Source organism: Kribbella sindirgiensis (genome assembly GCF_004331435.1).
Taxonomy (GTDB): Bacteria; Actinomycetota; Actinomycetes; order Propionibacteriales; family Kribbellaceae; genus Kribbella; species Kribbella sindirgiensis.
In genome coordinates this window covers 34,066-53,706 of sequence record NZ_SJKA01000029.1, presented here as the reverse complement: position 1 = coordinate 53,706, position 19,641 = coordinate 34,066, and the positions used below count along the sequence as shown (strand labels likewise).

At 69.0% G+C, this 19,641-nt stretch carries 18 protein-coding genes; 11 read left to right on the top strand and 7 right to left on the bottom strand.

The window, feature by feature from the left end; genetic code table 11:
- Window positions 1–23 precede the first annotated feature (23 nt).
- Window positions 24–2,696 (top strand): WD40/YVTN/BNR-like repeat-containing protein, encoded by a 2,673-nt coding sequence (locus tag E0H50_RS40745; protein ID WP_131296523.1) that lies wholly within the window; start codon window positions 24–26, stop codon window positions 2,694–2,696.
- A gap of 71 nt (window positions 2,697–2,767) precedes the next feature.
- On the opposite strand, the gene E0H50_RS40740 is transcribed toward E0H50_RS40745, so the two are convergent.
- Complete coding sequence (locus E0H50_RS40740) at window positions 2,768–4,285, bottom strand: amidohydrolase family protein (RefSeq protein ID WP_131296522.1); 1,518 nt, start codon at window positions 4,283–4,285, stop codon at window positions 2,768–2,770.
- 101 nt (window positions 4,286–4,386) lie between these two features.
- Between E0H50_RS40740 and miaB the strand changes: the two genes are divergently transcribed.
- A complete protein-coding gene (gene miaB / locus E0H50_RS40735; RefSeq protein WP_131296521.1) occupies window positions 4,387–5,871 on the top strand; it encodes a tRNA (N6-isopentenyl adenosine(37)-C2)-methylthiotransferase MiaB in 1,485 nt (494 codons plus the stop codon).
- A complete protein-coding gene (locus tag E0H50_RS40730; RefSeq protein WP_131296520.1) occupies window positions 5,868–6,557 on the top strand; it encodes a phosphotransferase in 690 nt (229 codons plus the stop codon). The genes miaB and E0H50_RS40730 overlap by 4 nt, the downstream gene beginning before the upstream one ends.
- Here the strand turns inward: E0H50_RS40730 and E0H50_RS40725 are convergent.
- The 5 genes from E0H50_RS40725 to E0H50_RS40705 form a co-directional block, all read right to left on the bottom strand.
- A complete protein-coding gene (locus tag E0H50_RS40725) occupies window positions 6,554–8,407 on the bottom strand; it encodes a LamG-like jellyroll fold domain-containing protein (RefSeq protein ID WP_165547464.1) in 1,854 nt (617 codons plus the stop codon). The two genes, E0H50_RS40730 and E0H50_RS40725, sit on opposite strands and share 4 nt — an antisense overlap.
- Before the next feature lie 70 nt (window positions 8,408–8,477).
- Window positions 8,478–8,933, bottom strand: a complete 456-nt coding sequence (locus E0H50_RS40720; protein WP_131296519.1) for an NUDIX hydrolase — start codon at window positions 8,931–8,933, stop codon at window positions 8,478–8,480.
- Window positions 8,934–8,984: 51 nt separating this feature from the next.
- A complete protein-coding gene (locus E0H50_RS40715; protein WP_131296518.1) occupies window positions 8,985–9,518 on the bottom strand; it encodes a pyridoxamine 5'-phosphate oxidase family protein in 534 nt (177 codons plus the stop codon).
- Window positions 9,519–9,708: 190 nt separating this feature from the next.
- Window positions 9,709–9,951 carry an antitoxin gene (locus E0H50_RS40710; RefSeq protein WP_131296517.1) on the bottom strand — a complete coding sequence of 81 codons (243 nt, stop codon included), beginning with the start codon at window positions 9,949–9,951 and terminating at the stop codon, window positions 9,709–9,711.
- A gap of 122 nt (window positions 9,952–10,073) precedes the next feature.
- Window positions 10,074–10,334 carry a hypothetical protein gene (locus E0H50_RS40705; protein ID WP_131296516.1) on the bottom strand — a complete coding sequence of 87 codons (261 nt, stop codon included), beginning with the start codon at window positions 10,332–10,334 and terminating at the stop codon, window positions 10,074–10,076.
- A 122-nt stretch (window positions 10,335–10,456) separates the two neighbouring features.
- Here E0H50_RS40705 and miaA point away from each other — a divergent pair, with 122 nt between their 5' ends.
- The 4 genes from miaA (at window position 10,457) to ggt (ending at window position 14,531) form a co-directional block, all read left to right on the top strand.
- Window positions 10,457–11,461, top strand: a complete 1,005-nt coding sequence (gene miaA, locus E0H50_RS40700; protein ID WP_131296515.1) for a tRNA (adenosine(37)-N6)-dimethylallyltransferase MiaA — start codon at window positions 10,457–10,459, stop codon at window positions 11,459–11,461.
- A complete protein-coding gene (locus tag E0H50_RS40695; protein WP_131296514.1) occupies window positions 11,448–11,951 on the top strand; it encodes a SigE family RNA polymerase sigma factor in 504 nt (167 codons plus the stop codon). The genes miaA and E0H50_RS40695 overlap by 14 nt, the downstream gene beginning before the upstream one ends.
- A gap of 8 nt (window positions 11,952–11,959) precedes the next feature.
- On the top strand, window positions 11,960–12,649 hold the full coding sequence (locus E0H50_RS40690) for a hypothetical protein (RefSeq protein ID WP_131296513.1): 690 nt from the start codon (window positions 11,960–11,962) through the stop codon (window positions 12,647–12,649).
- 79 nt (window positions 12,650–12,728) lie between these two features.
- Window positions 12,729–14,531, top strand: a complete 1,803-nt coding sequence (gene ggt, locus E0H50_RS40685) for a gamma-glutamyltransferase (RefSeq protein ID WP_131296512.1) — start codon at window positions 12,729–12,731, stop codon at window positions 14,529–14,531.
- Here ggt and E0H50_RS40680 read toward each other — a convergent pair.
- Window positions 14,523–15,605, bottom strand: a complete 1,083-nt coding sequence (locus E0H50_RS40680; protein WP_131296511.1) for a M20/M25/M40 family metallo-hydrolase — start codon at window positions 15,603–15,605, stop codon at window positions 14,523–14,525. The genes ggt and E0H50_RS40680 overlap by 9 nt on opposite strands.
- Before the next feature lie 69 nt (window positions 15,606–15,674).
- On the opposite strand from E0H50_RS40680, the gene E0H50_RS40675 reads away from it, so the two are divergent.
- From E0H50_RS40675 to E0H50_RS40660, 4 genes are read left to right on the top strand one after another with little or no spacing between them, the layout of a single operon-like run.
- Window positions 15,675–16,337 carry a GNAT family N-acetyltransferase gene (locus E0H50_RS40675; RefSeq protein ID WP_131296510.1) on the top strand — a complete coding sequence of 221 codons (663 nt, stop codon included), beginning with the start codon at window positions 15,675–15,677 and terminating at the stop codon, window positions 16,335–16,337.
- Window positions 16,330–16,974, top strand: a complete 645-nt coding sequence (locus E0H50_RS40670; RefSeq protein WP_131296509.1) for a MurR/RpiR family transcriptional regulator — start codon at window positions 16,330–16,332, stop codon at window positions 16,972–16,974. Before E0H50_RS40675 ends, E0H50_RS40670 begins: the two co-directional genes overlap by 8 nt.
- A complete protein-coding gene (menC, locus tag E0H50_RS40665; protein WP_131296508.1) occupies window positions 16,964–18,100 on the top strand; it encodes an o-succinylbenzoate synthase in 1,137 nt (378 codons plus the stop codon). The genes E0H50_RS40670 and menC overlap by 11 nt, the downstream gene beginning before the upstream one ends.
- A 4-nt stretch (window positions 18,101–18,104) precedes the next feature.
- The gene (locus E0H50_RS40660; RefSeq protein ID WP_131296507.1) at window positions 18,105–19,640 is read left to right on the top strand and encodes an N-acyl-D-amino-acid deacylase family protein; all 1,536 of its coding nucleotides are present in this window, start codon (window positions 18,105–18,107) and stop codon (window positions 19,638–19,640) included.
- The last annotated feature ends 1 nt before the right edge of the window (window position 19,641 follow it).

Here is a 19,641-nt window from a genome sequence, read left to right as displayed (position 1 = left end):
CCAAGAACCATCCGGAGCACGTCATGCGAATCTCGCTGGCCACACGCACTCGCAAGATCATCGCCGGCGGCCTGGGGGCCGCCCTGATCGCCGTCGGGATCGGCGGCTATGCCGGCCGCTACGAGCTGAAGGAAGAATGGCTCAAACATCAATGGGCCGGCCGGCACTACAACGCCGCCGTAATGGAGAAGGCCCTGATGATCGCCGGCGGCAACCCGTCGGAGATGCAGAGCGAGTCCAAGGAAGCCTTCACGATCGCCGACGAGTTCGAGCAGGCGAGAACCGCACCGGGCATCGTCGCCCCGGGCGCGTACTCGGCCGCCTTCGCTCAGCTCACGGCGCTCCCGCACACCACCGGGACCTGGCACGACGTCACCAGAGTCCCGTACGACGCGGACGACTCCCGCTACCGCGACTGGTACTCCAACTCCAGTGGCGGCGCCGGCTACGTCACCGGCCGCATCACCGGCCTGGCGGCCGACAACGCCGACCACGTGTACGCCGCCGGTGCGAACGGAGGTGTGTGGCGCTCCACGTCGGGCGGTGGCAACTGGACACCGCTCAGCGACTCGCTGCCCTCCCTCAGCGGTGGCGACCTGCAGCTCGCCGGTGACGGCTCGCTCTGGTACGCGACGGGCGAGGCGAACACCGGCGGTACGTCGTACGTCGGGTCCGGTGTCTACCGTCTCGCGAACCCGGTGACCGGCACCTATTCGCCGTCGGACCGGGTCGGCGGCAAGGAACTGGAGTCGACCACCGTCGGGCGGCTGCGGTGGGGTGGCGGGCAGGTGTTCGCCGCGACGAACCGCGGCATCTGGTACCACGACGCGTCGACCGCCGCGGGCGCCTGGAAGGTCGCGTTCTACCCGAACCCCGACTTCATGCCGGAGATCAAGGACGACGCCGGCAACGTGCTGGTGCCGGCCGGCAGCCAGACCGGCGGCGCGACGAACGCGGCGTACAAGAACATCGTCAACGACATCGCGATCGACCCGAAGAACCCCAAGCATGTGATCGCTGCCATCGGCTGGCGCTCGGGCGACACCTACAACGGGTTCTACGAGACCAACGACTACACTGCCGGGCCATCGAGCTGGAAGCGGCTGAACGTGGTGCTGGGCGGCATCAAGAACAGCACCGACGTCGGCTACACGACGTTCGCGTTCAGCAAGACCGGCGACCGCCTGTACGCGCTCGTGCAGCAGCCGAGCAAGATCAACGGCAGCACAAGCCTGGCGGGCATCTTCGTCTCCAAGACCGGCAGCCCGTCCGGGCCGTGGAACAAGATCGCCGATCCGCAGATCCTGCACAACAGCGGCTCCGCCCTCGACCGCAAGGGGTACGCCGTCGGCGTGCAGGCCTGGTACAACCAGTTCCTGACCGTTGATCCGGCCAACGCCGATCACGTGTGGGCGGGCCTGGAGGAAGTGTTCGAGACGACCGACGCGGGGTCGCACTGGGCCACCGTCGGGCCGTACTGGAACTTCGGCTTCTCGTGCTGGAACATCGACGACACCAAGAACACCTGTCCGATGGCGCCGCACTCGGACCAGCACTCGGTCGCCGTGGGTACGTCGGGCGGCAAGCCGGTCGTCTTCGTCGGCAACGACGGCGGCATCTACAAGCGTCCGGTGAACGGGCAGGTCAACGCCAACCACAACGGCACCGACTGGTCCTCGCTGACCGCGGACGGCACCATGGACGCCCTGCAGTACTACTCGGTGTCGGTCGGCAAGGACACCAAGAACGGCGGCGTGGTGGTGTCCGGCGGCCTGCAGGACAACGGCGTCTCGAACCTCTTCGGCGTACAGCCCAACGGCAGCCACACCGACACCAAGATGGGCTCGAACTTCGGCGGTGACGGCGGCGACGGCGCGACCGATCCGCAGAACGGGTGCAACCAGCTGCAGGAGTACGTCGCCCTGGCTGTCAAGATCACGAACAACTGCGCGCTGAACAAGGGTGCGTTGAGTGAGGCCGAGGCGAGCTCGTGGAGCCTGGACCCGGGTGACCCGAGCCCGCGGTTCATCGCCCCGATCGCGATCGACTCCGCGAACTCCAGCGGCTTCATCGCGGGTGGGCAGTACGTCTACACCTCCGCCAAGGGCTGGGGCATGCGGAGCGCGTCCGAGTGGACCAAGGCCTTCGACCTCGGCGCCGGACACTCGGCGACGGCGGTCGCGATGCGCGGCGGCGTCGGGTGGGTCACCTGGTGTGGACCGTGCAACAACGACGGCTTCGCCCGCGGTCTGGCCACCAACTCGGGCGGCACCTGGCATCAGGTGACGTTGCCGGCCGACTTCCCGAACCGTTACCTCGCCGGCGTCGGGATCGATCCGGCCAACGGGCAGCACGCGTACGTCGCCGTGAACGGCTTCTCGCGCCGGTTCACGGAAGGCCCGGGCGCGGGCGTCGGCCACGTCTACGAGACCAAGGACGGCGGAGCGACCTGGTCGGACATCTCGGCGAACCTGCCGGACATCCCGACCAGCGCGGTCAAGCAGCTGGCCAACGGTGCGCTGGTGGTCGGGTCCGACCTCGCCACCTTCTACCGCGCACCCGGCGCCACGAACTGGCAGGTCCTGGGCACCGGCCTGCCGACCACGACGGTCATGGACATCGAGTCCGGCCCCGACGGCAACATCTACGCCGCAACCCACGGCCGCGGCATCTGGAGCATCACCCCGCCCGCCTGACCACACTTTGGGCACCCACCAACCATTATCCGGCGAGGATTTTGGTTGGTGGGTGCCCAAAGACGCCTCACTCAGCCGTGGCGGTAGCTTCCGCAGCAGCCGCCGGCGGTGAGGGATGCGGTGGTCGGCGGTTCCTTCACAGCTGCCGCGACGTCGGCGAGCATGCGTTGGCGCTGCGCGGGGCCGATCACGCGGCCCCGCGTGACCACAGTGTGGATGCGTCGGCTGTTGCGGATGTCGGTCAGCGGATCTGCGTCGAGTACGACGAGGTCCGCGATCTTCCGCGGCCGCACTGCGCCCGTCTCCGATCCGAGGAACTTGGCGGGCTCCACGGTGGCGGCGTAGAGGGCCTGGCGTGGGGTCGCGCCGGCGTTCACCAGGTGCTCGAGTTCGTCGTGCAGCGCGAAGCCGGGGACGGAGTACGGCGTACCGGTGTCGGTGCCGGCCAGGATCGGGACGTCGTGGGCGAACAGCTCACGCACGAACCGCTGCCGCCACGCCCACATCTGCCGCTGGTGCGAGATCTCCTCCGCGGACCGGTTGGGCTTGTAGAGGGTGTTGACGGCGTAGTCGTAGACATCGAGCTCTTCCGCGCTCATGTACTTCGCGAGCGCCGGGTCCATCGCCGTGTAGTCGGGCATGTCGAGAACGCGGTGCATGGTCAGGGTCGGCGTGACCCGGGTCCGGTTGCGCCGCAGCGTGCCGAACACGTCGGCGGCGCGGGCTTGGCTGAAGGTGTTCGCCGCGATCCACTCGATCGGGTGCATCTGACGGAACCAGGCGTTGTAGTCGCCGGTCTTCACGGTGATCGCACGCACCATCCGGCGTACCTCTGTCTCCCGCGTGGACACGGACAGGCCGAGGGAGTGGATGTGCTCGATGCTGCGCTGTCCGGCGTTGCTGACCTCTTTCGCGGTGAGACTGTCCGGCCCGTGGCCATGGACGGTCAGCCCCAGCTTGCGGGCCTCGTCAACGATCGCCCGGTACGCCGTTGCGCTCAGCCGCGAGTACACCTTGACGAAGTCGGCGCCCTCGGACCTGACCTGACGGACGGCAGCCCGAGCGCCGGCCTCGTCGTTCACCACGAGCACCCGGAGCAGGTTCGGGTCCCACAGGGTCGGATCGCCGTCGATGATCTGGCTCCCGACGATCATCCGCGGGCCGAGCAGGGCGCCGGAGTCGATCCGGTCGCGCCAGTCGTACAGCTGCGGGTTGGTGCCGGACATTTCGCGGATCGTCGTGAGGCCGTTCGCCAGGTACAGCGGGGGAGAGACCCGCTCGTCGCCGAGGCTGTGGGCGTGCATGTCGGCGAGCCCGGGAACGACGTACTTCCCGGTGAGGTTGATCTCCACTGCGCCGCGGGGGACCGGGATCCGGCCGACGCCGAGGATCCGGTCGCCGCTGATCAGCACGGTCTGGTGCCGGTCGCGGCGGCCGGTGGCGACGTCGATGACGGTGACGTCGGTGAGTGCGGTGATCTTGCTGGTGCTGTGGACGGCCGAGGCGGCCGTCGTGGTGAAGGAGCCGCCGGCGAGCACGGCGGCTCCGGCGGCGGTGCGGGCGAGGAACTGACGGCGGGAACTGTTCATGCCCTCCACTGTTGTGCAGCGGGGGCATCGGCACAGGAGCGGCAGGCAGCCGGTCCCAGGTAGGGAAATGTCTACCGCGGCACGTACTCTAGGTGGCTGTCATGCGTACTTACGAGGTCCGCACCTACGGGTGCCAGATGAATGTCCACGACTCCGAGCGGCTGCGCGGTCTGCTGGAGGACGCGGGCTATGTCCGTGCGCCCGAGGGCGACGAGGCCGATGTGGTCGTCTTCAACACGTGCGCGGTCCGGGAGAACGCCGACAACAAGCTGTACGGCAACCTCGGTCACCTGGCGCCGGTGAAGGCGCGCAAACCCGGCATGCAGATCGCCGTCGGCGGCTGCCTGGCGCAGAAGGACAAGGCGTCGATCGTTCGCAAGGCCCCGTGGGTCGACGTCGTGTTCGGCACCCACAACATCGGCGCGCTGCCGGTGCTGCTGGAGCGGGCGCGGATCGCCGAGGAGTCCCAGGTCGAGATCCTCGAGTCGCTCGACGTGTTCCCGTCGACGCTGCCGACCCGCCGCGAATCGCCGTACTCCGCCTGGGTGTCGGTCAGCGTCGGCTGCAACAACACCTGCACGTTCTGCATCGTGCCGGCGCTGCGTGGCCGCGAGAAGGACCGCCGGCCCGGAGATGTGCTGGCCGAGGTCGAGGCGCTGGTCGGCGAGGGCGTGCTCGAGGTGACACTGCTCGGGCAGAACGTGAACTCGTACGGCGTCGAGTTCGGCGACCGGTTCGCGTTCGGCAAGCTGCTGCGGGCGTGTGGCGGGATCGAGGGGCTGGAGCGGGTCCGGTTCACGTCGCCGCACCCGCGGGACTTCACCGCCGACGTGATCGAAGCGATGGCCGAGACGCCGAACGTGATGCCCTCGCTGCACATGCCGCTGCAGTCGGGCTCGGACGCCGTGCTGAAGGCGATGCGGCGCTCGTACCGGCGGGATCGGTACCTGCGCATCATCGAAGACGTGCGCGCGGCGATGCCCGACGCGGCGATCACCACCGACATCATCGTCGGGTTCCCGGGGGAGACCGAGGAGGACTTCCAGGGCACGCTCGACGTGGTCCGGCAGGCGCGGTTCGCGGGCGCGTTCACGTTCCAGTACTCGAAGCGTCCCGGGACGCCGGCCGAGTCGATGGCCGACCAGATCCCGCGCGACGTCGTCCAGGACCGGTACGAGCGGCTCGTCGCCCTGCAGGACGACATGGCCTGGGCCGAGAACAAGCGCGTCGTCGGCCGGTCGGTCGAGGTGCTCGTGGCCGAGGGGGAGGGGCGCAAGGACGCCGCCACCCATCGGCTCAGCGGTCGCGCCGCGGACAACCGGCTGGTCCACTTCGCCGTACCGGAAGGTGTCGAGCCGCCGCGGCCGGGTGACCTGGCCACGGTCGAGGTCACGTACGCCGCTCCGCATCACCTGGTCGCCGACGTTTTCGGCGCCGTACGCCGGACCCGCGCCGGCGACGCCTGGGAACGCTCACTGGAAGCACCTGCCGCCGCGCCCGATGTGACGCCCGGTGTGATGCTCGGGATGCCGACTGTCGGCGCCAAACCCCTCGAGCCCGCAACCGGCGGCTGCCAGGTCGGATGACGGAGAAACCAGCCGGCGCCGGAGGTCTTCTGCCGGCGGATGCCGAGCCGTTCGCGTTCGGGCGGGACGCGGACATCTACTCGATCGACGACGACTGGGTGTTGCGGCGGTACCGCAACGGACATCCGGTGCGTGACGAGGCCGATTTCATGCGGCATGTGGCGCGGCACGGCTACCCGGTGCCCGCGGTGCGCGACGTCGACGGCGCGGACATGGTGCTGCAGCGGCTCGACGGACCGACGCTCGGTGACGCCGCGATCGCGGGCGACCTGAGCGCAACCGAGATCGGCCTGATCCACGCCGACCTGCACCGCCGGCTGCAGGCCATCCCCGCCCCGAGCGGTACGCCGGGACGCGTGGTCGTCCACGGTGACCTGCACCCGCTGAACGTGATGGCCACCGCCGACGGCCCGGTCGTCATCGACTGGCGCAACGCGGAGGAGGGCGCCCCGGAGTTCGACGTCGCGATGACCGCGATCATCTTCGCCCAGGTCGCCCTCGACCCGACCTACAAGAACCTCACCGACCTGCTCCGCGACGCGCTCGCGACGTACCTCGCGAACTCGATCGACCCAGGACCAGGCCTCCCCGACGCACTGGAGCGACGCGGCAACAACCGAACCCTGACGCCCGCCGAGCTAGCCCTCCTCCCCGCCCAAGAAGCCCTGATCCGCTCCCACCTCTAGGCGTTCAGGAACTGCGACGGCTTGAGGGCGCGGGTGACGATGCGGAGTTCGCCGATGTGGCCGGCGAAGCCTTGGTCGACGTTGTTGGCGTAGTGGCCGGCGGCGACCAGCCACGGCTTGCCGGCCGTCGCGAGACCGTTCGATGCGGTCGCCGGGTTGCGGAGCAGCTCCGACGAGTCGACGTACACGACGCTGTGCCGGCCGTCGTTCACGATCGCCAGGTGGAACCACTCGCCGGCGCGCTGCTCGTGACCCCAGTTGGTGAACGTGTCGTTCTTGTCGGCCGGGTACACCGCCCACTGCACCTGCAGTCCGCCCGAGAACCCGAGCTTCGCGGCCGGCTCGTCCGGGTCGCTGCCCGTCTTGCCCGCGTCGCGTCCCGTCCCGAGCCGGGTGAGCAGACCCTCCCACGAGTGGTCCTGCCCGTCGTCGGCCAGCTTCACGAACGCCTCGATCGTGTAGCCGCTTGCGAACGTCATCGCGTTCAGCGGCGCGCCGTCCGCCGTCTTCAAGTAGCCGCCGCGCGCCGGGTTCTTACCGCCCGGGAACAGCCAGCTCGCATGCCCCGGCTGATCCGGGTGGTACTCCGCCGACGCGGTCGGCAGGTCGCTGCTCAGCTGCACGCGCGTCAGGTCGTTGCCCTGCCCCGACTGGTCGACGACCTTGTCCCCGACCGGCCCGTCGAAGCGCCAGTACGCCGCCGTACCCGGAATGACCAACTGCTTCGCCGGACGCGCCGGACGGACCGGCTCCGGGGCGAACCCGGCGAACCGCTCCGCGAAATCGATCGGGACGCTGAACCGATTGGTGTCGTCGCTGAGCTCGATCTCCGCCGCGGCGAGCTCGTTGCGCCGCGCCGGGTCCTGCTGCATGATCCACGGCGCGACCGTCTCGACGTCGATCGTGTTGCGAGCCAGGTCGAAGTGGTACAGCCGGACCATGCCGGAGCCGCCGTAGTACCGGTCCTGATAGTTCGTGATGTGCAGGTGCACGTCGTGGCCGGCGGCGTTCTTCCGGGTGACGCGACCGGGCGGCCAGTAGTGGCCGTTGAGAGTCAGGAAGATCTGGTCGCTGTCGTCGACCAGCTGGTCCCAGACGCGGTTGCCGTGGTCGCTGAAGTACGCGACCGGGTTGCCGTGGTCGGCGTTCACCAGTTCGTGGATGGTCAGGATCACCGGCAACTTCGGGTGTGCCTTGATCACGGCGCGGGCCCACGCGAAGCTCGCGTCCGACGGGCGCCAATCCATTGCCAGCAGCAACCACTGCCGGCCGGCCGCGCGGAACACGTGGTACGAGTTGTAGCCGTTCGCCGTCGACCCGCCGTACGTCGGCATCCAGCGGAACCGCCGCGGGCCGAAGGTGTCCAGGTACGGCGACGGGCCGCGGGTGTCGTCCTTCGAACCGTCGATGTCGTGGTTGCCGGCCAGCACCGAGTACGGGAACCGGGCACGGTCGAGGATCCTGAAGACCGGGTCGGCCAGCGCGAACTCGCTCGCCAGCGCGTTCTCGACCACGTCGCCGAGGTGCGCGATGAAGACGATGTTCTCCTCGCCGCGCTGGTCGATCAGGTACTTGAAGGTCGCGGTGAGCGGCGCGGCATCGCCCCGGTCCTGGTCGAACTGGTACTGCGTGTCCGGCACGACCGCCAGCGTGAACCGCGGATGCTCGGTGTCGATCCTGGTGCTTCGGGCGCTCTCCGTGCTGCTCTTCGTGGTGCCCTTCGTCGCCCCGATGCCGGTCGCGGCCGCTTCGCCGGTGCTGAGTACACCTGGCATGACCACCGCACCGGCGCCGAGTGCCCCCGCCTGCAGGAGCCGCCGCCGGCTCGTCCCGTCGTACCGCTCGTCCATCGCCCCACGCTCCCAAGGTCCGTTGACAACGTTGGCACCTTAGGGCGTGGCGTCCGGCTGGGCGGTGAACTCAGGCGAAACCCTGGGAGATCACCGCAGGAAGCGCGGCACCGTCGGCCACCGCGCCGAGCACCCGCGCCTCGTGCGGGACCAGCGGCTCGGGCAGCTTGTCCAGCGGATACCACTCGAGGCCGGCCGCCTTCTCCGGCTCCATCAGCTGCGGCTCGCCGGTCCACCGCTCCGCCGTGAAGAAGAAGTCGACCCGCTCGTCGATCGGATCACCGTTCCCACCCGTCCGGTGCATCGCGGTCACCGGCACGAGATCCGCCGCGTCCACGTCGAGCCCGACCTCCTCCTTGAGTTCCCGCACCGCCGCCGCCAGCACGGACTCACCGTGCTCCACATGCCCCGCCGGCACCGCCCAATGTCCGTCCATGTAACCGGTGTTGGCCCGCAGCAACAACAACACCTCATCCCCCCGCCGAACAATCACATAAGCCGCAGGCACCACCCGAAACCGATCCATGCAAACACCCTAAACACCCCCACCGACACCACGGACACCGCTCCGCGGCGGCTAGATCGTCGTCGTGTCGGTCGGCTTTGGGTGCCAGAACTGTCTTGGTGCGTAGCCCTCGCGGCGGAGCCAGTGTTCGGTGTAGACGATTCGGTTGGGGGTGACTACTACGAGCGGGCCCAGTGGAGGTTCCGCGAGGGAGTTTCCGCGTTCGACGTGGTCCGACTGCCAGCGGAACGCTTCCCAGTAGTTGGCGAACTCGTTGCTGTCGGGAGTCAGAATCTGCGCTCGACCGAAGAGTTGGGCGCCTCGGCTGCTTGCCTGACCGACGAGTGGCGCGAAGATCCCGACCGAGACCCGCGGATCCGCGGCCAGGTTCCGCATCTTCGGTGAGCGCGGCGAAGCCGTGAACATCACCTCGAAATCGAGGTGGTAGTAGCGAACCGGTGTCGCCAACGGCCCGTCCGGACCCGCAGTCGCCAGTACGCACATGTTCTGGCTCGACAGCAGGTTCAGGATCCGTTCGGACAACCGGTCGTGCAGGAGCTTCGTCGTCGGAGCCGGACCGGACAACCACGGATTCGTCAGCGCCATGCCAGATCTTCGCACGGGTCGTCGCTCGAGCTCCCGATTGCCGGGAACTGGGAACAGGCCTCAGCTACTGGGAACAAGCAATGGCGTGTTCCCAGTCCCCGGCGCCTGTCCCTCGTCTCCCCGACTGCCTCGCGGGCGGGTATGACGAAGGGCCGCAAGCGGGGTGCTTGCGGCCCTTCGTGGGGGTACGTCAGGCGGGGTTCTGCCGGTCCGGGATGTCGTCGTTCTGGCCGTCCAGGTTGTCCAACCCTTCCTTGGCCTTGTCGACGCCCGTGTCGATCTTGTCGCCGTACTTGCCGCCCGTCTTCTCGTCGACGAAGTCGCCGGCCTTGTCCAGGCCTTCACCGACCTTGTCGCCGTGGCCGTCGACCAGGTCGGTGGCCTTGTCCTTCAGGTCCTCGGCCTTGCCCTTGAACTTGTCGAAGATGCCCATCTCGGGGCTCCCATTCCTGCGTAGTTGAGTGCTTACAGACAGCTAGCGGTGATCTTCGCACCTGCAACGCCTCAACTGTGGGATCTCCGCGAGCGCCGTACCCAAAACGATGCCGACGGCACTTACTCTACGTCGCCGCCGCTGTCCGAGCTGCCGCCGCCGGACTCGACGTCGCCACCCGACTCCACATCGCCGCCGGACTCGACGTCGCCGCCGGACTCGACGTCGCCGCCGGAGTCGCCGCCGGGATCCACGTCGCCGGCGCTGAACTCGACGTCGCCACCGCTGCGCTTCGCGGCGGACAGGGCGTCGGCGTCGTCCCCGAGCGCGTCCTTGGCCGCGTCCTTGGCCGCGTCAGCCCCTTCATCGAACGGATTCGTCACGTGCGTTCCTCCCGTAGAAATGTCTCGAACTCCAGAGTTCCTACCGCTCTTCCCGGGTCATCCACAAGGCTGGTACAGACCTCTTGGCCAAGTCTTGAGCGGGGAGCTGCCAGACTGGAGCGATGCCTGCTGCACTCGTCGTCGCGGTCGTCGGTCCCACCGCGGCCGGGAAGTCCGATCTCGCCGTCGCCCTGTCCCGACATCTGGGTGGCGAGGTGGTGAACGCGGACGCGATGCAGGTGTACCGCGGCATGGACATCGGGACGGCGAAGATCAGTACGGCGGAGCGCGCCGGCGTACCGCATCATCTGCTGGACATCCTGGACGTGACCGAGACCGCGACCGTGGCCGAGTTCCAGGAGCTCGCCCGGCATGCGATCGACGACTGCATCGACAGGGCCAAGGTCCCGGTGCTCGCCGGCGGCTCGGCGCTGTACGTGCGCGCGATCCTGGACGACTTCGTCTTCCCCGGCACCGACCCGGTGGTCCGCGCCCGCCTCGAGGCCGAGCTCGAGGCCCGCGGCTCCGGCGCCCTGCATGCGGAACTGCGGCACAAGGACCCGAAGGCCGCAGAACAGATCCTGCCCAGCAACGGTCGGCGGATCGTCCGCGCGCTCGAGGTCATCGAGATCACCGGCGGCCCGTACGTCGCCACGCTGCCGGAGCACCGCTACGTCTATCCGGGCGCGATCCAGCTCGGTCTCGACGTACCGCGGCCGGTGCTCGACGAGCGGATCGACCGCCGGGTGGACCGGATGTTCGACGCCGGATTCGTCGCCGAGGTGCGCGGACTGCTGAACAAGGGTTTGATTGAAGGCAGGACTGCCAACCGTGCCCTCGGGTACTCGCAGGTGATCGCGTTGCTGAACGGTGAGATCGACGAAGAGCAGGCCCGGGAGCGGACCGCCCAGGCCACACGCAGGTTCGCGCGCCGGCAGGACTCGTGGTTCCGTAAGGACCAACGCATCACCTGGCTCCCGTACGACGCCCCCGATCTCGTGGAGAAGGCTTTTCAAGTGCTCCGTAGAACTGTGGTGGCCGAAGGCAACCGCGCAGGCGCCCCCGGCGTAGTCGAGGTGAACAACGGCCAGGACCCGAATGCAGGGGCCGTAGATGCGAGGGGGTGACCGTGAGGCCGAGTTCCGTGAGTACCTGCTCGCGGACCGCACGCGGCTGATGCGCACGGCGTTGCTGCTCACCGCGGGGGATGTGCACACCGCCGAAGATCTGGTCCAGACCGCCTGTACCCGCGTGTACGTGCACTGGCACCGGATCAAGCACGAAGGCGCCGGACCGTATGCGCACCGCATTCTGGTCAACGCCTTCCTCGACGAACGCCGCCGGGCCGGCCGCCACCCGGAGGTGGTGACCGCGGACGCTGTCGAGCCGCGGTTGACCGACGTACCGGACCAGGCGGACACGCTTGCCATCCGGGATGCACTGCTGGACCTCGCGCCGCGGCAGCGGGCGGTCCTGGTACTGCGGTATTTCCAGGATCTCGATGTCGCCAGCTGCGCGCGGATCCTGGAGTGCACCGAGGGCACGGTGAAGAGCCAGACAGCGAAGGCGCTCAAGCGCCTGAAGGAACTGATGACGGAAGAGACGGGGAGTAGCTGAGACCGCCGATGGACGAGGTCAAGAGATTGTTGGAGGGGTTCGCGGATCGCGCCGCCGAAGGGCTGCCGGACGCGGATATCGACGCGGACGTCGGCCGGGGGCGGCGAGCGCTGCGCAGGATCAAGCGCCGGCGGCGGGTCACCGCGGTGCTGTGCGTCGCCGCTGCGTCGGCGCTCGTGCTCGCGATCGGCAACCAGGTGAAGTGGTGGGGGAACGGCGACGAGGTGGCCGGCGGCCCTCCCGAGCAGGAGACAGCCGCCGCGTCCGCGAGTCCCGCGACGAAGCCGCGTGCCGCGCCGTCGAGCACCCAGACGATGTCGATGTTCGGCGCGTCCGTCGTCGAGCTGGTTGCCAACAAGGAGGCGTGGAGCACGTTCAACTGCACGCTGGCGCCGAAGGGGTGGAGCCCCGAGGTTCCGATGACGGCCACCCGCGTCGTGCTGTCCCAGCCGGAGATGCGGACCGCGGACAGCGCCGCCAAGGTGGTGTTGCAGGCCCTGCCGCAGGCCCGCAGCCTGCAGCAGGTCCGTGTCACCGACGCGAGCGGCAAGACCTTCCACATCGGCACCCTCGAAGGCCGTCTGACCGGTCAGGTCAAGCTGTCCGACCAGTGGCTCCTGGTCGAGCTGCCCACCGGCACGGTCGAGTGGCCAGACGACGTGCTCCGCCGCTTCTTGAACTCTTGTACGGTCAACTAGACGCGCTGCGACTGGCGCACAACCCCCAGGTGAGATAGGCAGGGCTTGTCCCTGTCCCCGAGTCCGTGTGGGGGAATTCGTGAAGAAGCTGGTCGCATCACTGTCCGCAGGAACCCTCGTTCTCACTGCCTTCACCGCCACGACCACCGCAGAAGCGCAGGCGCCGACGCGGCAGCCGACCTCGATCGGGTACGGCGGCGCGGTGTCGTCGGTCGATCCCGACGCGACGAACATCGGCCTCGACGTCCTGCGTCGCGGCGGTAACGCTGTCGACGCCGCGGTCGCGACGGCTGCCGCGCTCGGCGTCACCGAGCCGTACTCGGCCGGTATCGGCGGCGGCGGGTACTTCGTGTACTACAACGCCAGGTCCCGCAAGGTGTACACGATCGACGGCCGCGAGACCGCACCCGCGACGATGCCGTCGAACGCGTTCGTCAACCCCGCGACCGGTACGCCGTACCCGTTCGCGCAGCTCGTGACGTCCGGTGTGTCGATCGGCGTACCGGGAACGCTCGCGACCTGGGACAACGCCCTGAAGCAGTGGGGTTCGCTGTCGCTCGGGAAGGCGCTGAAACCGGCCGCGGAGCTGGCCGACCGCGGCTTCGTGGTGGATCCGACGTTCCGGCTGCAGACCTTGGAGAACAAGGACCGGTTCGCGCAGGTGGTGCCGACCGCGAAGCTGTTCCTGCCGAACGGCGACGCGCCGCAGGTCGGCTCGCTGTTCAAGAACCCCGAGCTCGCCGCCACCTACAAGCTGATCGGTCAGCAGGGCTCGTCGGCGTTCTACCGCGGCGCACTGGCCGGCGAGATGGCGGCCGTCGCCAAGAACCCGCCGAAGACACCAGGCGCGACGCTGCCGTTCTTCCCCGGCTACCTGGAGACCAGCGATCTTGCGTCGTACAAGGCGCTCAACCAGGCCCCGACCAAGGTCAGGTACGACGGCCTGGACGTCTACGGCATGGCGCCCTCGTCCTCCGGCGGCACCACGGTCGGTGAGGCGTTGAACATCCTGCAACCGCAGCACCTACGGCAGCAGTCGACGACGCAGGCCCTGCACACGTACCTCGAGGCGTCGGCACTGGCGTTCGCGGATCGCGGTGCGTACGTCGGTGACCCGGCGTACGTCGACGTACCTGTCAAGGAGCTGTTGTCCAAGGGATTCGGGGCCGAGCGGTCCTGCCTGATCGACCCGCAGCACGCGGCGACAAAGCCGGTGCCGGCGGGCGCCCCGGACGGCGACTACTCGCGGTGCGGCAAGAGCACTGCGGTGGAGGATCGCCCGGACACCGAGGGGCGTTCGACGACGCACATGGTCGCGGCCGACAAGTGGGGCAACGTCGTGTCGTACACGTTGACGATCGAGCAGACCGGCGGCAGCGGCATCACCGTGCCGGGTCGTGGCTTCCTGCTGAACAACGAGCTGACGGACTTCTCCGCCGCACCGAACCCGGCGGACCCGAACCAGGTCGAGGCGGGGAAGCGGCCGCGGTCGTCGATGTCGCCGACGATCGTGGTGCGGGGCGGCAAGCCGTACCTCGCGCTCGGTTCGCCGGGCGGTTCGACGATCATCACGACCGTCCTGCAGACGTTGACCAACCGGCTCGATCGCCGGATGACGCTGCCGGAGGCGATCGCGGCGCCGCGGGCGTCGCAGCGCAACACCGCGTCGGTGACGGCGGAGCAGGCGTTCATCGATCGGTACGGCGCGGCGCTGACGCCGTACGGGCACACGTTCACGCCGGCGGGTGCTCCGGGGAGTTCGGCCTCGGAGATCGGAGCGGTCGCGGCCCTCGAATTCCTGCCGGGAGGCGCGATCCTCGCGGCCGCGGAACCGAGCCGACGCGGCGGCGGGGCAGCCGGAACCGCGTGGCCCCTAAAGTGACGTGATGATGGCGGCGACCAGGGCGGCTCGTTCCGTCAGGGTCGCCGCGATCACCTGCTCGTGGACGGCGTGGGCGCCCTGGCCGATGGGGCCCAGGCCGTCCAGTGTTGGGATCCCCAACCATCCGGTGAGGTTGGTGTCGGCCGCGCCGGTCGCGGCCGCACCGCCGACCTCCTGACCGACGGACCGCCCGGCCGCGACGACCTGCGCCAGCAACGCGTCGGTGGCCGCCGACGGCTGCCAGGCCGGGCGATTCGACATGACGCGCACCGCCAACTGGGCGTTCCGCACCGGCTGCAGTTCGGCGACGGCCTGCAGCACGGCCTCTTCGGTCGCCGGATCGACGAAGCGGAACCCGATGTCGGCCGCCGCCGATCCCGGTACGACGTTGGTGCGCCCGCCGCCCGTGATGGTGCCGACGTTGCACAGCACCTCGTCGTACCCGGCGACGATCCGCCGTACGGCGAGCAACTGGTCGACGAGCTCGTCGATCGCGGACACGCCGTTCGCCGGATCGAGCGCGGCATGCGCCTCGCGGCCGGTGACCTCGATGCGGACCCTGGTGCTGCCCCAGCGTGAGGTCTTCAGGTCGCCGTTCGGATGCGGCGGCTCGAACCCGAACGCGGCGTACGCGCCCTGCGCCTCGGCCGTCACCAGTGAACGCGCCGACGGCGAGCCGACCTCCTCGTCGGCGACCACGACGACCCGCAGCGGGCGGTGATCGCGGCCAACCACCTGCTCCAGGGCGGTCTCGAGAACGACGAGTCCGCCTTTCATGTCGAAGACGCCGGGTCCGTGGATGACGCCGTCCTGTTCGCGCCACGGCATCGCGCCCCGCAGTTGCCCGATCGGCCAGACGGTGTCGTGGTGGGCGAGGAAGAGTAGAGGAGCCGCACCGGCGCGGCCGGGGAAGTCGGCCACCAGATGGTCGCCGGTCGGCATCGGCACCCGGCGGACGGTCGCGCCGAGCTCGGCGTACCGCGTCCCGAGCCGGTCGGCGAAGGCGTTCAGTGCGGCCGCGTCACCGGTCGGGGTCTCCGCGCCGACGTACTCCCTGAGTCGCTCGATCATCATAGATAGTCAACGTATCATCATCCGATCGGCGATTGACCAGCGATGATCCTCCGGGGATAGGATCAGGATATGAATCGTATCTCTGAGGTGAGCTTCCGCGCGGTCTCGCTCACCACGGCGTCCCGGTTCGCCGAGGCCTCGGCGCTGTACCGCGAGGTCTTCGGCTACCTCGACCCGGCGTACGGGCTGAACCCGCGGCTGCTCGGCGCGCTGGCGAGCAACGGCGGCTCGGTGGTCGGCATCCTCGACGAGAGCGACCGGCTGGTCGCGTTCGCGTACGGCTTCTGCGGCACCGACCGGCGCGGTTTCTACCACTACTCGCAGTCGGCTGTGGTGGCCGCCGAGCAGCAGGGCCACGGCCTCGGCCGGATGCTGAAGCACGCGCAGCGAGAGGTTGCCCTCAGCCACGGGATGTCGCGGATGCGCTGGACCTACGACCCGGCGCAGATCCGCAACGCGCACTTCAACCTCGACGTCCTCGGCGCCCGCGGCCGCTGGTTCGCGCCCGACATGTACGGCCCGGGCACCGACCGCGTGGTCGTCGAGTGGGACCTGACGCGCGAGCACCCCACCACGCCAGATGCTGTGACCGAGTTGATCGTGCCGGCCGACGCGGGCGAACTGCGCAGGTCGTTCGAAGAACTGCTCGGCAAGGGCCTCGTCGCCGTCTCGTGCCGACGGCTCCCGGACGGTAACGGCGCCTACTACTTCGGGCCGGCCGATCATGCCTGACGATCCCCTCAACCGCGAGCTCGCGAGCCCCCACGAGCGGTACGACGCCCGGCTGCAACGGCGGTCGTCGACGTTGCTGCAGCGCCGCGTGGTCGAGCAGGAACGCGCCTCGATCGACGAGGCCCTGGACCAGATCCTCACCGACGAGTCGATCGCGCAGGCCGCGGCCCGGATCGTCGCCGCCCGCCGGCGCTTCATCATCGGCTCGGCGAAGTCGTACTCGTACGCGTCGTTGCTGGCCTTCGACCTCGGCGTCGGGCTCTCGCAGGTGACGCTGATCGACGGCACCGTCGTCCGCGGTGTCGACGTGCTGTCCGACGTCCGGACCAACGACCTGATGGTCGCGTTCTCGTTCCGCCGGTACCGGCGCGACACCGTCGAGATCGCCCGCCGGTTCGTCGAGGCCGGTGGTGAACTCGTCGCGGTCACGGATTTCGAGGACGCGCCGCTGGCGACGCTCGCCGACCAGAGCATCTACATCGCGACCGGGAGCGCGTCGTACGTCGACTCGCCGACCGTCGTCGCGTCGGTGCTGCACGTGCTCGCCACGCTGACCACGGCGAGCTCGAAGGGCGCCCGCAGACGGCTGATGGAGCGGGACCGGTTGAACACGGAGCTGGGCCTGTATGTCAACTGAGCTGAGGATCGTGGGCGCCCGGCTGCATCGGGTGCGGCTGCCGTTGGTGCACGAGTTCCAGACCAGCTCGCACCGCAAGACGCACCTCGATCACATCCTGGTCGAGCTGGAGGACGCGTCGGGTGCGATCGGCTGGGGAGAGATCGCGTCGTCCTCGGACCCGTACTACGCCCCCGAAACGGTCGAGTCCTGCTGGCACATCGCTTCTCAGTACCTGCTGCCCGCGATCCTCGGCCGCCCGTGGAACCACCCCGAGCAGCTGACCAACCGGAAGGTCCGCGGCAACAACTTCGCGAAGGCCGGTGTGGACACGGCCGCCTGGGCCCTGTGGGCGGAGACCCGCTCGTTGCCGCTCGCAACGGTCCTGGGCGGGACCCGGACCGAGGTCGTGGCAGGTGTCTCGCTCGGAATCGAGCCGACGATCGACGAGCTGCTGACGCAGGTACAGCAGCAGGTCGCCGCCGGGTACCCGAGGGTCAAGTTGAAGATCGCCCACGACTGGGACGTAGAGCCGGTCCGTGCGGTGCGTACGGCGTACCCCGAGCTGGATCTGCACGTCGACGCCAACGGGATCTATACCGCCGGCGACCTGGAACACCTGCGGAAACTCGACGAGTACCGGTTGACGATGATCGAGCAGCCGTTCGCGCCGCGCGACCTGCTCACCCACGCCGAGCTGCAGCGGACGATCGGTACGCCGGTGTGCCTGGACGAGAGCGTCGAAACGGTTGCCGACCTGGAAATCGCGCTGAAACTAGAAGCGCTGCAGGTCCTCAACATCAAGGTGTCCCGGATGGGCGGCCTGACCCCAGCGCGTGAAGCGCACGACCGGGCGCGGGACGCGGGGATCGCCGTTTGGTGCGGCGGCATGCACGAGTTCGGTATCGGCCGGCTCGCGAACGTGGCCCTGTCCAGTCTCCCCGGGTTCACCCTCCCATCGGATGTGTCCGCCTCGGAGAAGTACTACGCCCGGGACCTCGTCATACCCGCCGTGGTCGCCGTCCAGGGCGTCGTACAGGTGCCCCAGGCAACCGGTCTCGGCCATACCGTGGACCGCGACCTGATCACCGCGAACACGGTCGCCGAACTGTCCCTCCAGCTGCCCCTCGGGCCAGAAGAGGAGTGATTCGATGCGCGTGGCACTGACCGGCGGCCTGATCGTGGACGGCACTGGCGCCGATCTGGTACCCGGGACGGTGCTGGTCGAGGGAGAGCGCATCACCGCGGTGCTGCCACCTGGTGAGCCGGTCGTCGAAGCCGACGTCATCGATGCCACGGGCAACATTGTGGCACCGGGGTTCGTCGATCTGCACTCACACGCGGATTTCAGTCTCGGCGCGAGCCCCGCCGCCGAGTCGCAGCTCGCCCAGGGCGTCACCACGCTGGTCGCGGGAAACTGCGGCTGGTCACCGTTCCCGATCACCGACCTCGAGACGCTCCGGGCAGGTACGGCGTTCCTCGGACCGAAGCACGACTGGACGTGGAACGACCTCGCGGGATTCGCCGCGACGCTGCGGCCGGCGGTGAACCTGGCGTTGCAGGTCGGTCATTGCACGCTGCGGATCGCCGCGATGGGCAGCGCTCGCCGAGCGCCCTCGCCCACGGAACTCCGGACGATGCAGGACCTGCTGCGCGCGGCTGCCGACCAGGGAGCGGTCGGCTTCTCCACCGGTTTGATCTACGCGCCCGGCGCCTACGCGGCATCCGAGGAGGTGGCCGCACTCGTCGCCACTGCGGCTGAGTGCGGCCTGCTGTACTCGACCCATATCCGCAACGAGGGCGCCGGACTGCTGACCGCCCTGGACGAGGCGATCGCGGCGGCGCGAGCGGGTGGCGCCCGGCTGGAGATCTCGCATCTCAAGGCCGTTGGCAAGGCCAACTACGGGCTCGTCGACGCCGCCCTCGAACACCTGGATCAGGTCGACGACGTCGACCTCGGATGGGACGCCTACCCCTACACCGCCACCAGCACGACGCTCACAACCCGGCTCCCGACCTGGGCATTGGCAGGTGGCGAATTGCTCGACCGGCTCGCGGATCCCGCTGAACGCGGGCGGATCGCCGACGCCCTCCGCGCCGACGTACTGCTCTCGCCGGACTCGGTCGTGATCGCATCGCTGCCGCCCGGCCGCTACGAGGACAGCCGCGGCCTCAGCGTCACTGAGATCGCGCAGCGCGACGGGGTGGACGCCGCCGAGATCGTGCTCCGCATCCTCGAGTCTCATCAGGCCGCGGTCAGCGTGGTCAACCACGCGATGAGCGAGGACGACGTGACGACCGTTCTCGCGCATCCGCGAACGGCGGTCGCCAGCGACGGCTGGATCATGGACGCCACCGGCCCGGGCCATCCGCATCCCCGCAACTTCGGCACGTTCCCCCGCGTCCTCGGCCACTACGCCCGCGACCGCGGCATCCTCACCCTCCCCGAAGCCATCCGCCGCATGACCTCCCTCCCTGCCACCCGCCTAGGCCTCACCGACCGCGGCCACATCAAACCAGGCGCAATCGCCGACCTGGTGGTCCTGGACCCGCACACGATCACCGACAACTCGACGTACGACGACCCTTGGCAACTCTCCACCGGCGTCACCCACGTCCTCGTAGCCGGCCAGCCAACCCTCGCCAACGCCGCGCCAACTGATGCCCGCCCTGGGCGGATGGTGTGAG

Coding starts and splice junctions, on each gene's coding strand:
- E0H50_RS40745 (WP_131296523.1), top strand. CDS start 24: ATGCGAATCTCGCTGGCCACACGCACTCGCAAGATCATCGCCGGCGGC.
- E0H50_RS40740 (WP_131296522.1), bottom strand. CDS start 4,285: ATGAACAGTTCCCGCCGTCAGTTCCTCGCCCGCACCGCCGCCGGAGCC.
- miaB (WP_131296521.1), top strand. CDS start 4,387: ATGCGTACTTACGAGGTCCGCACCTACGGGTGCCAGATGAATGTCCAC.
- E0H50_RS40730 (WP_131296520.1), top strand. CDS start 5,868: ATGACGGAGAAACCAGCCGGCGCCGGAGGTCTTCTGCCGGCGGATGCC.
- E0H50_RS40725 (WP_165547464.1), bottom strand. CDS start 8,407: ATGGACGAGCGGTACGACGGGACGAGCCGGCGGCGGCTCCTGCAGGCG.
- E0H50_RS40720 (WP_131296519.1), bottom strand. CDS start 8,933: ATGGATCGGTTTCGGGTGGTGCCTGCGGCTTATGTGATTGTTCGGCGG.
- E0H50_RS40715 (WP_131296518.1), bottom strand. CDS start 9,518: ATGGCGCTGACGAATCCGTGGTTGTCCGGTCCGGCTCCGACGACGAAG.
- E0H50_RS40710 (WP_131296517.1), bottom strand. CDS start 9,951: ATGGGCATCTTCGACAAGTTCAAGGGCAAGGCCGAGGACCTGAAGGAC.
- miaA (WP_131296515.1), top strand. CDS start 10,457: ATGCCTGCTGCACTCGTCGTCGCGGTCGTCGGTCCCACCGCGGCCGGG.
- E0H50_RS40695 (WP_131296514.1), top strand. CDS start 11,448: ATGCGAGGGGGTGACCGTGAGGCCGAGTTCCGTGAGTACCTGCTCGCG.
- E0H50_RS40690 (WP_131296513.1), top strand. CDS start 11,960: ATGGACGAGGTCAAGAGATTGTTGGAGGGGTTCGCGGATCGCGCCGCC.
- E0H50_RS40680 (WP_131296511.1), bottom strand. CDS start 15,605: ATGATGATCGAGCGACTCAGGGAGTACGTCGGCGCGGAGACCCCGACC.
- E0H50_RS40675 (WP_131296510.1), top strand. CDS start 15,675: ATGAATCGTATCTCTGAGGTGAGCTTCCGCGCGGTCTCGCTCACCACG.
- E0H50_RS40670 (WP_131296509.1), top strand. CDS start 16,330: ATGCCTGACGATCCCCTCAACCGCGAGCTCGCGAGCCCCCACGAGCGG.
- menC (WP_131296508.1), top strand. CDS start 16,964: ATGTCAACTGAGCTGAGGATCGTGGGCGCCCGGCTGCATCGGGTGCGG.
- E0H50_RS40660 (WP_131296507.1), top strand. CDS start 18,105: ATGCGCGTGGCACTGACCGGCGGCCTGATCGTGGACGGCACTGGCGCC.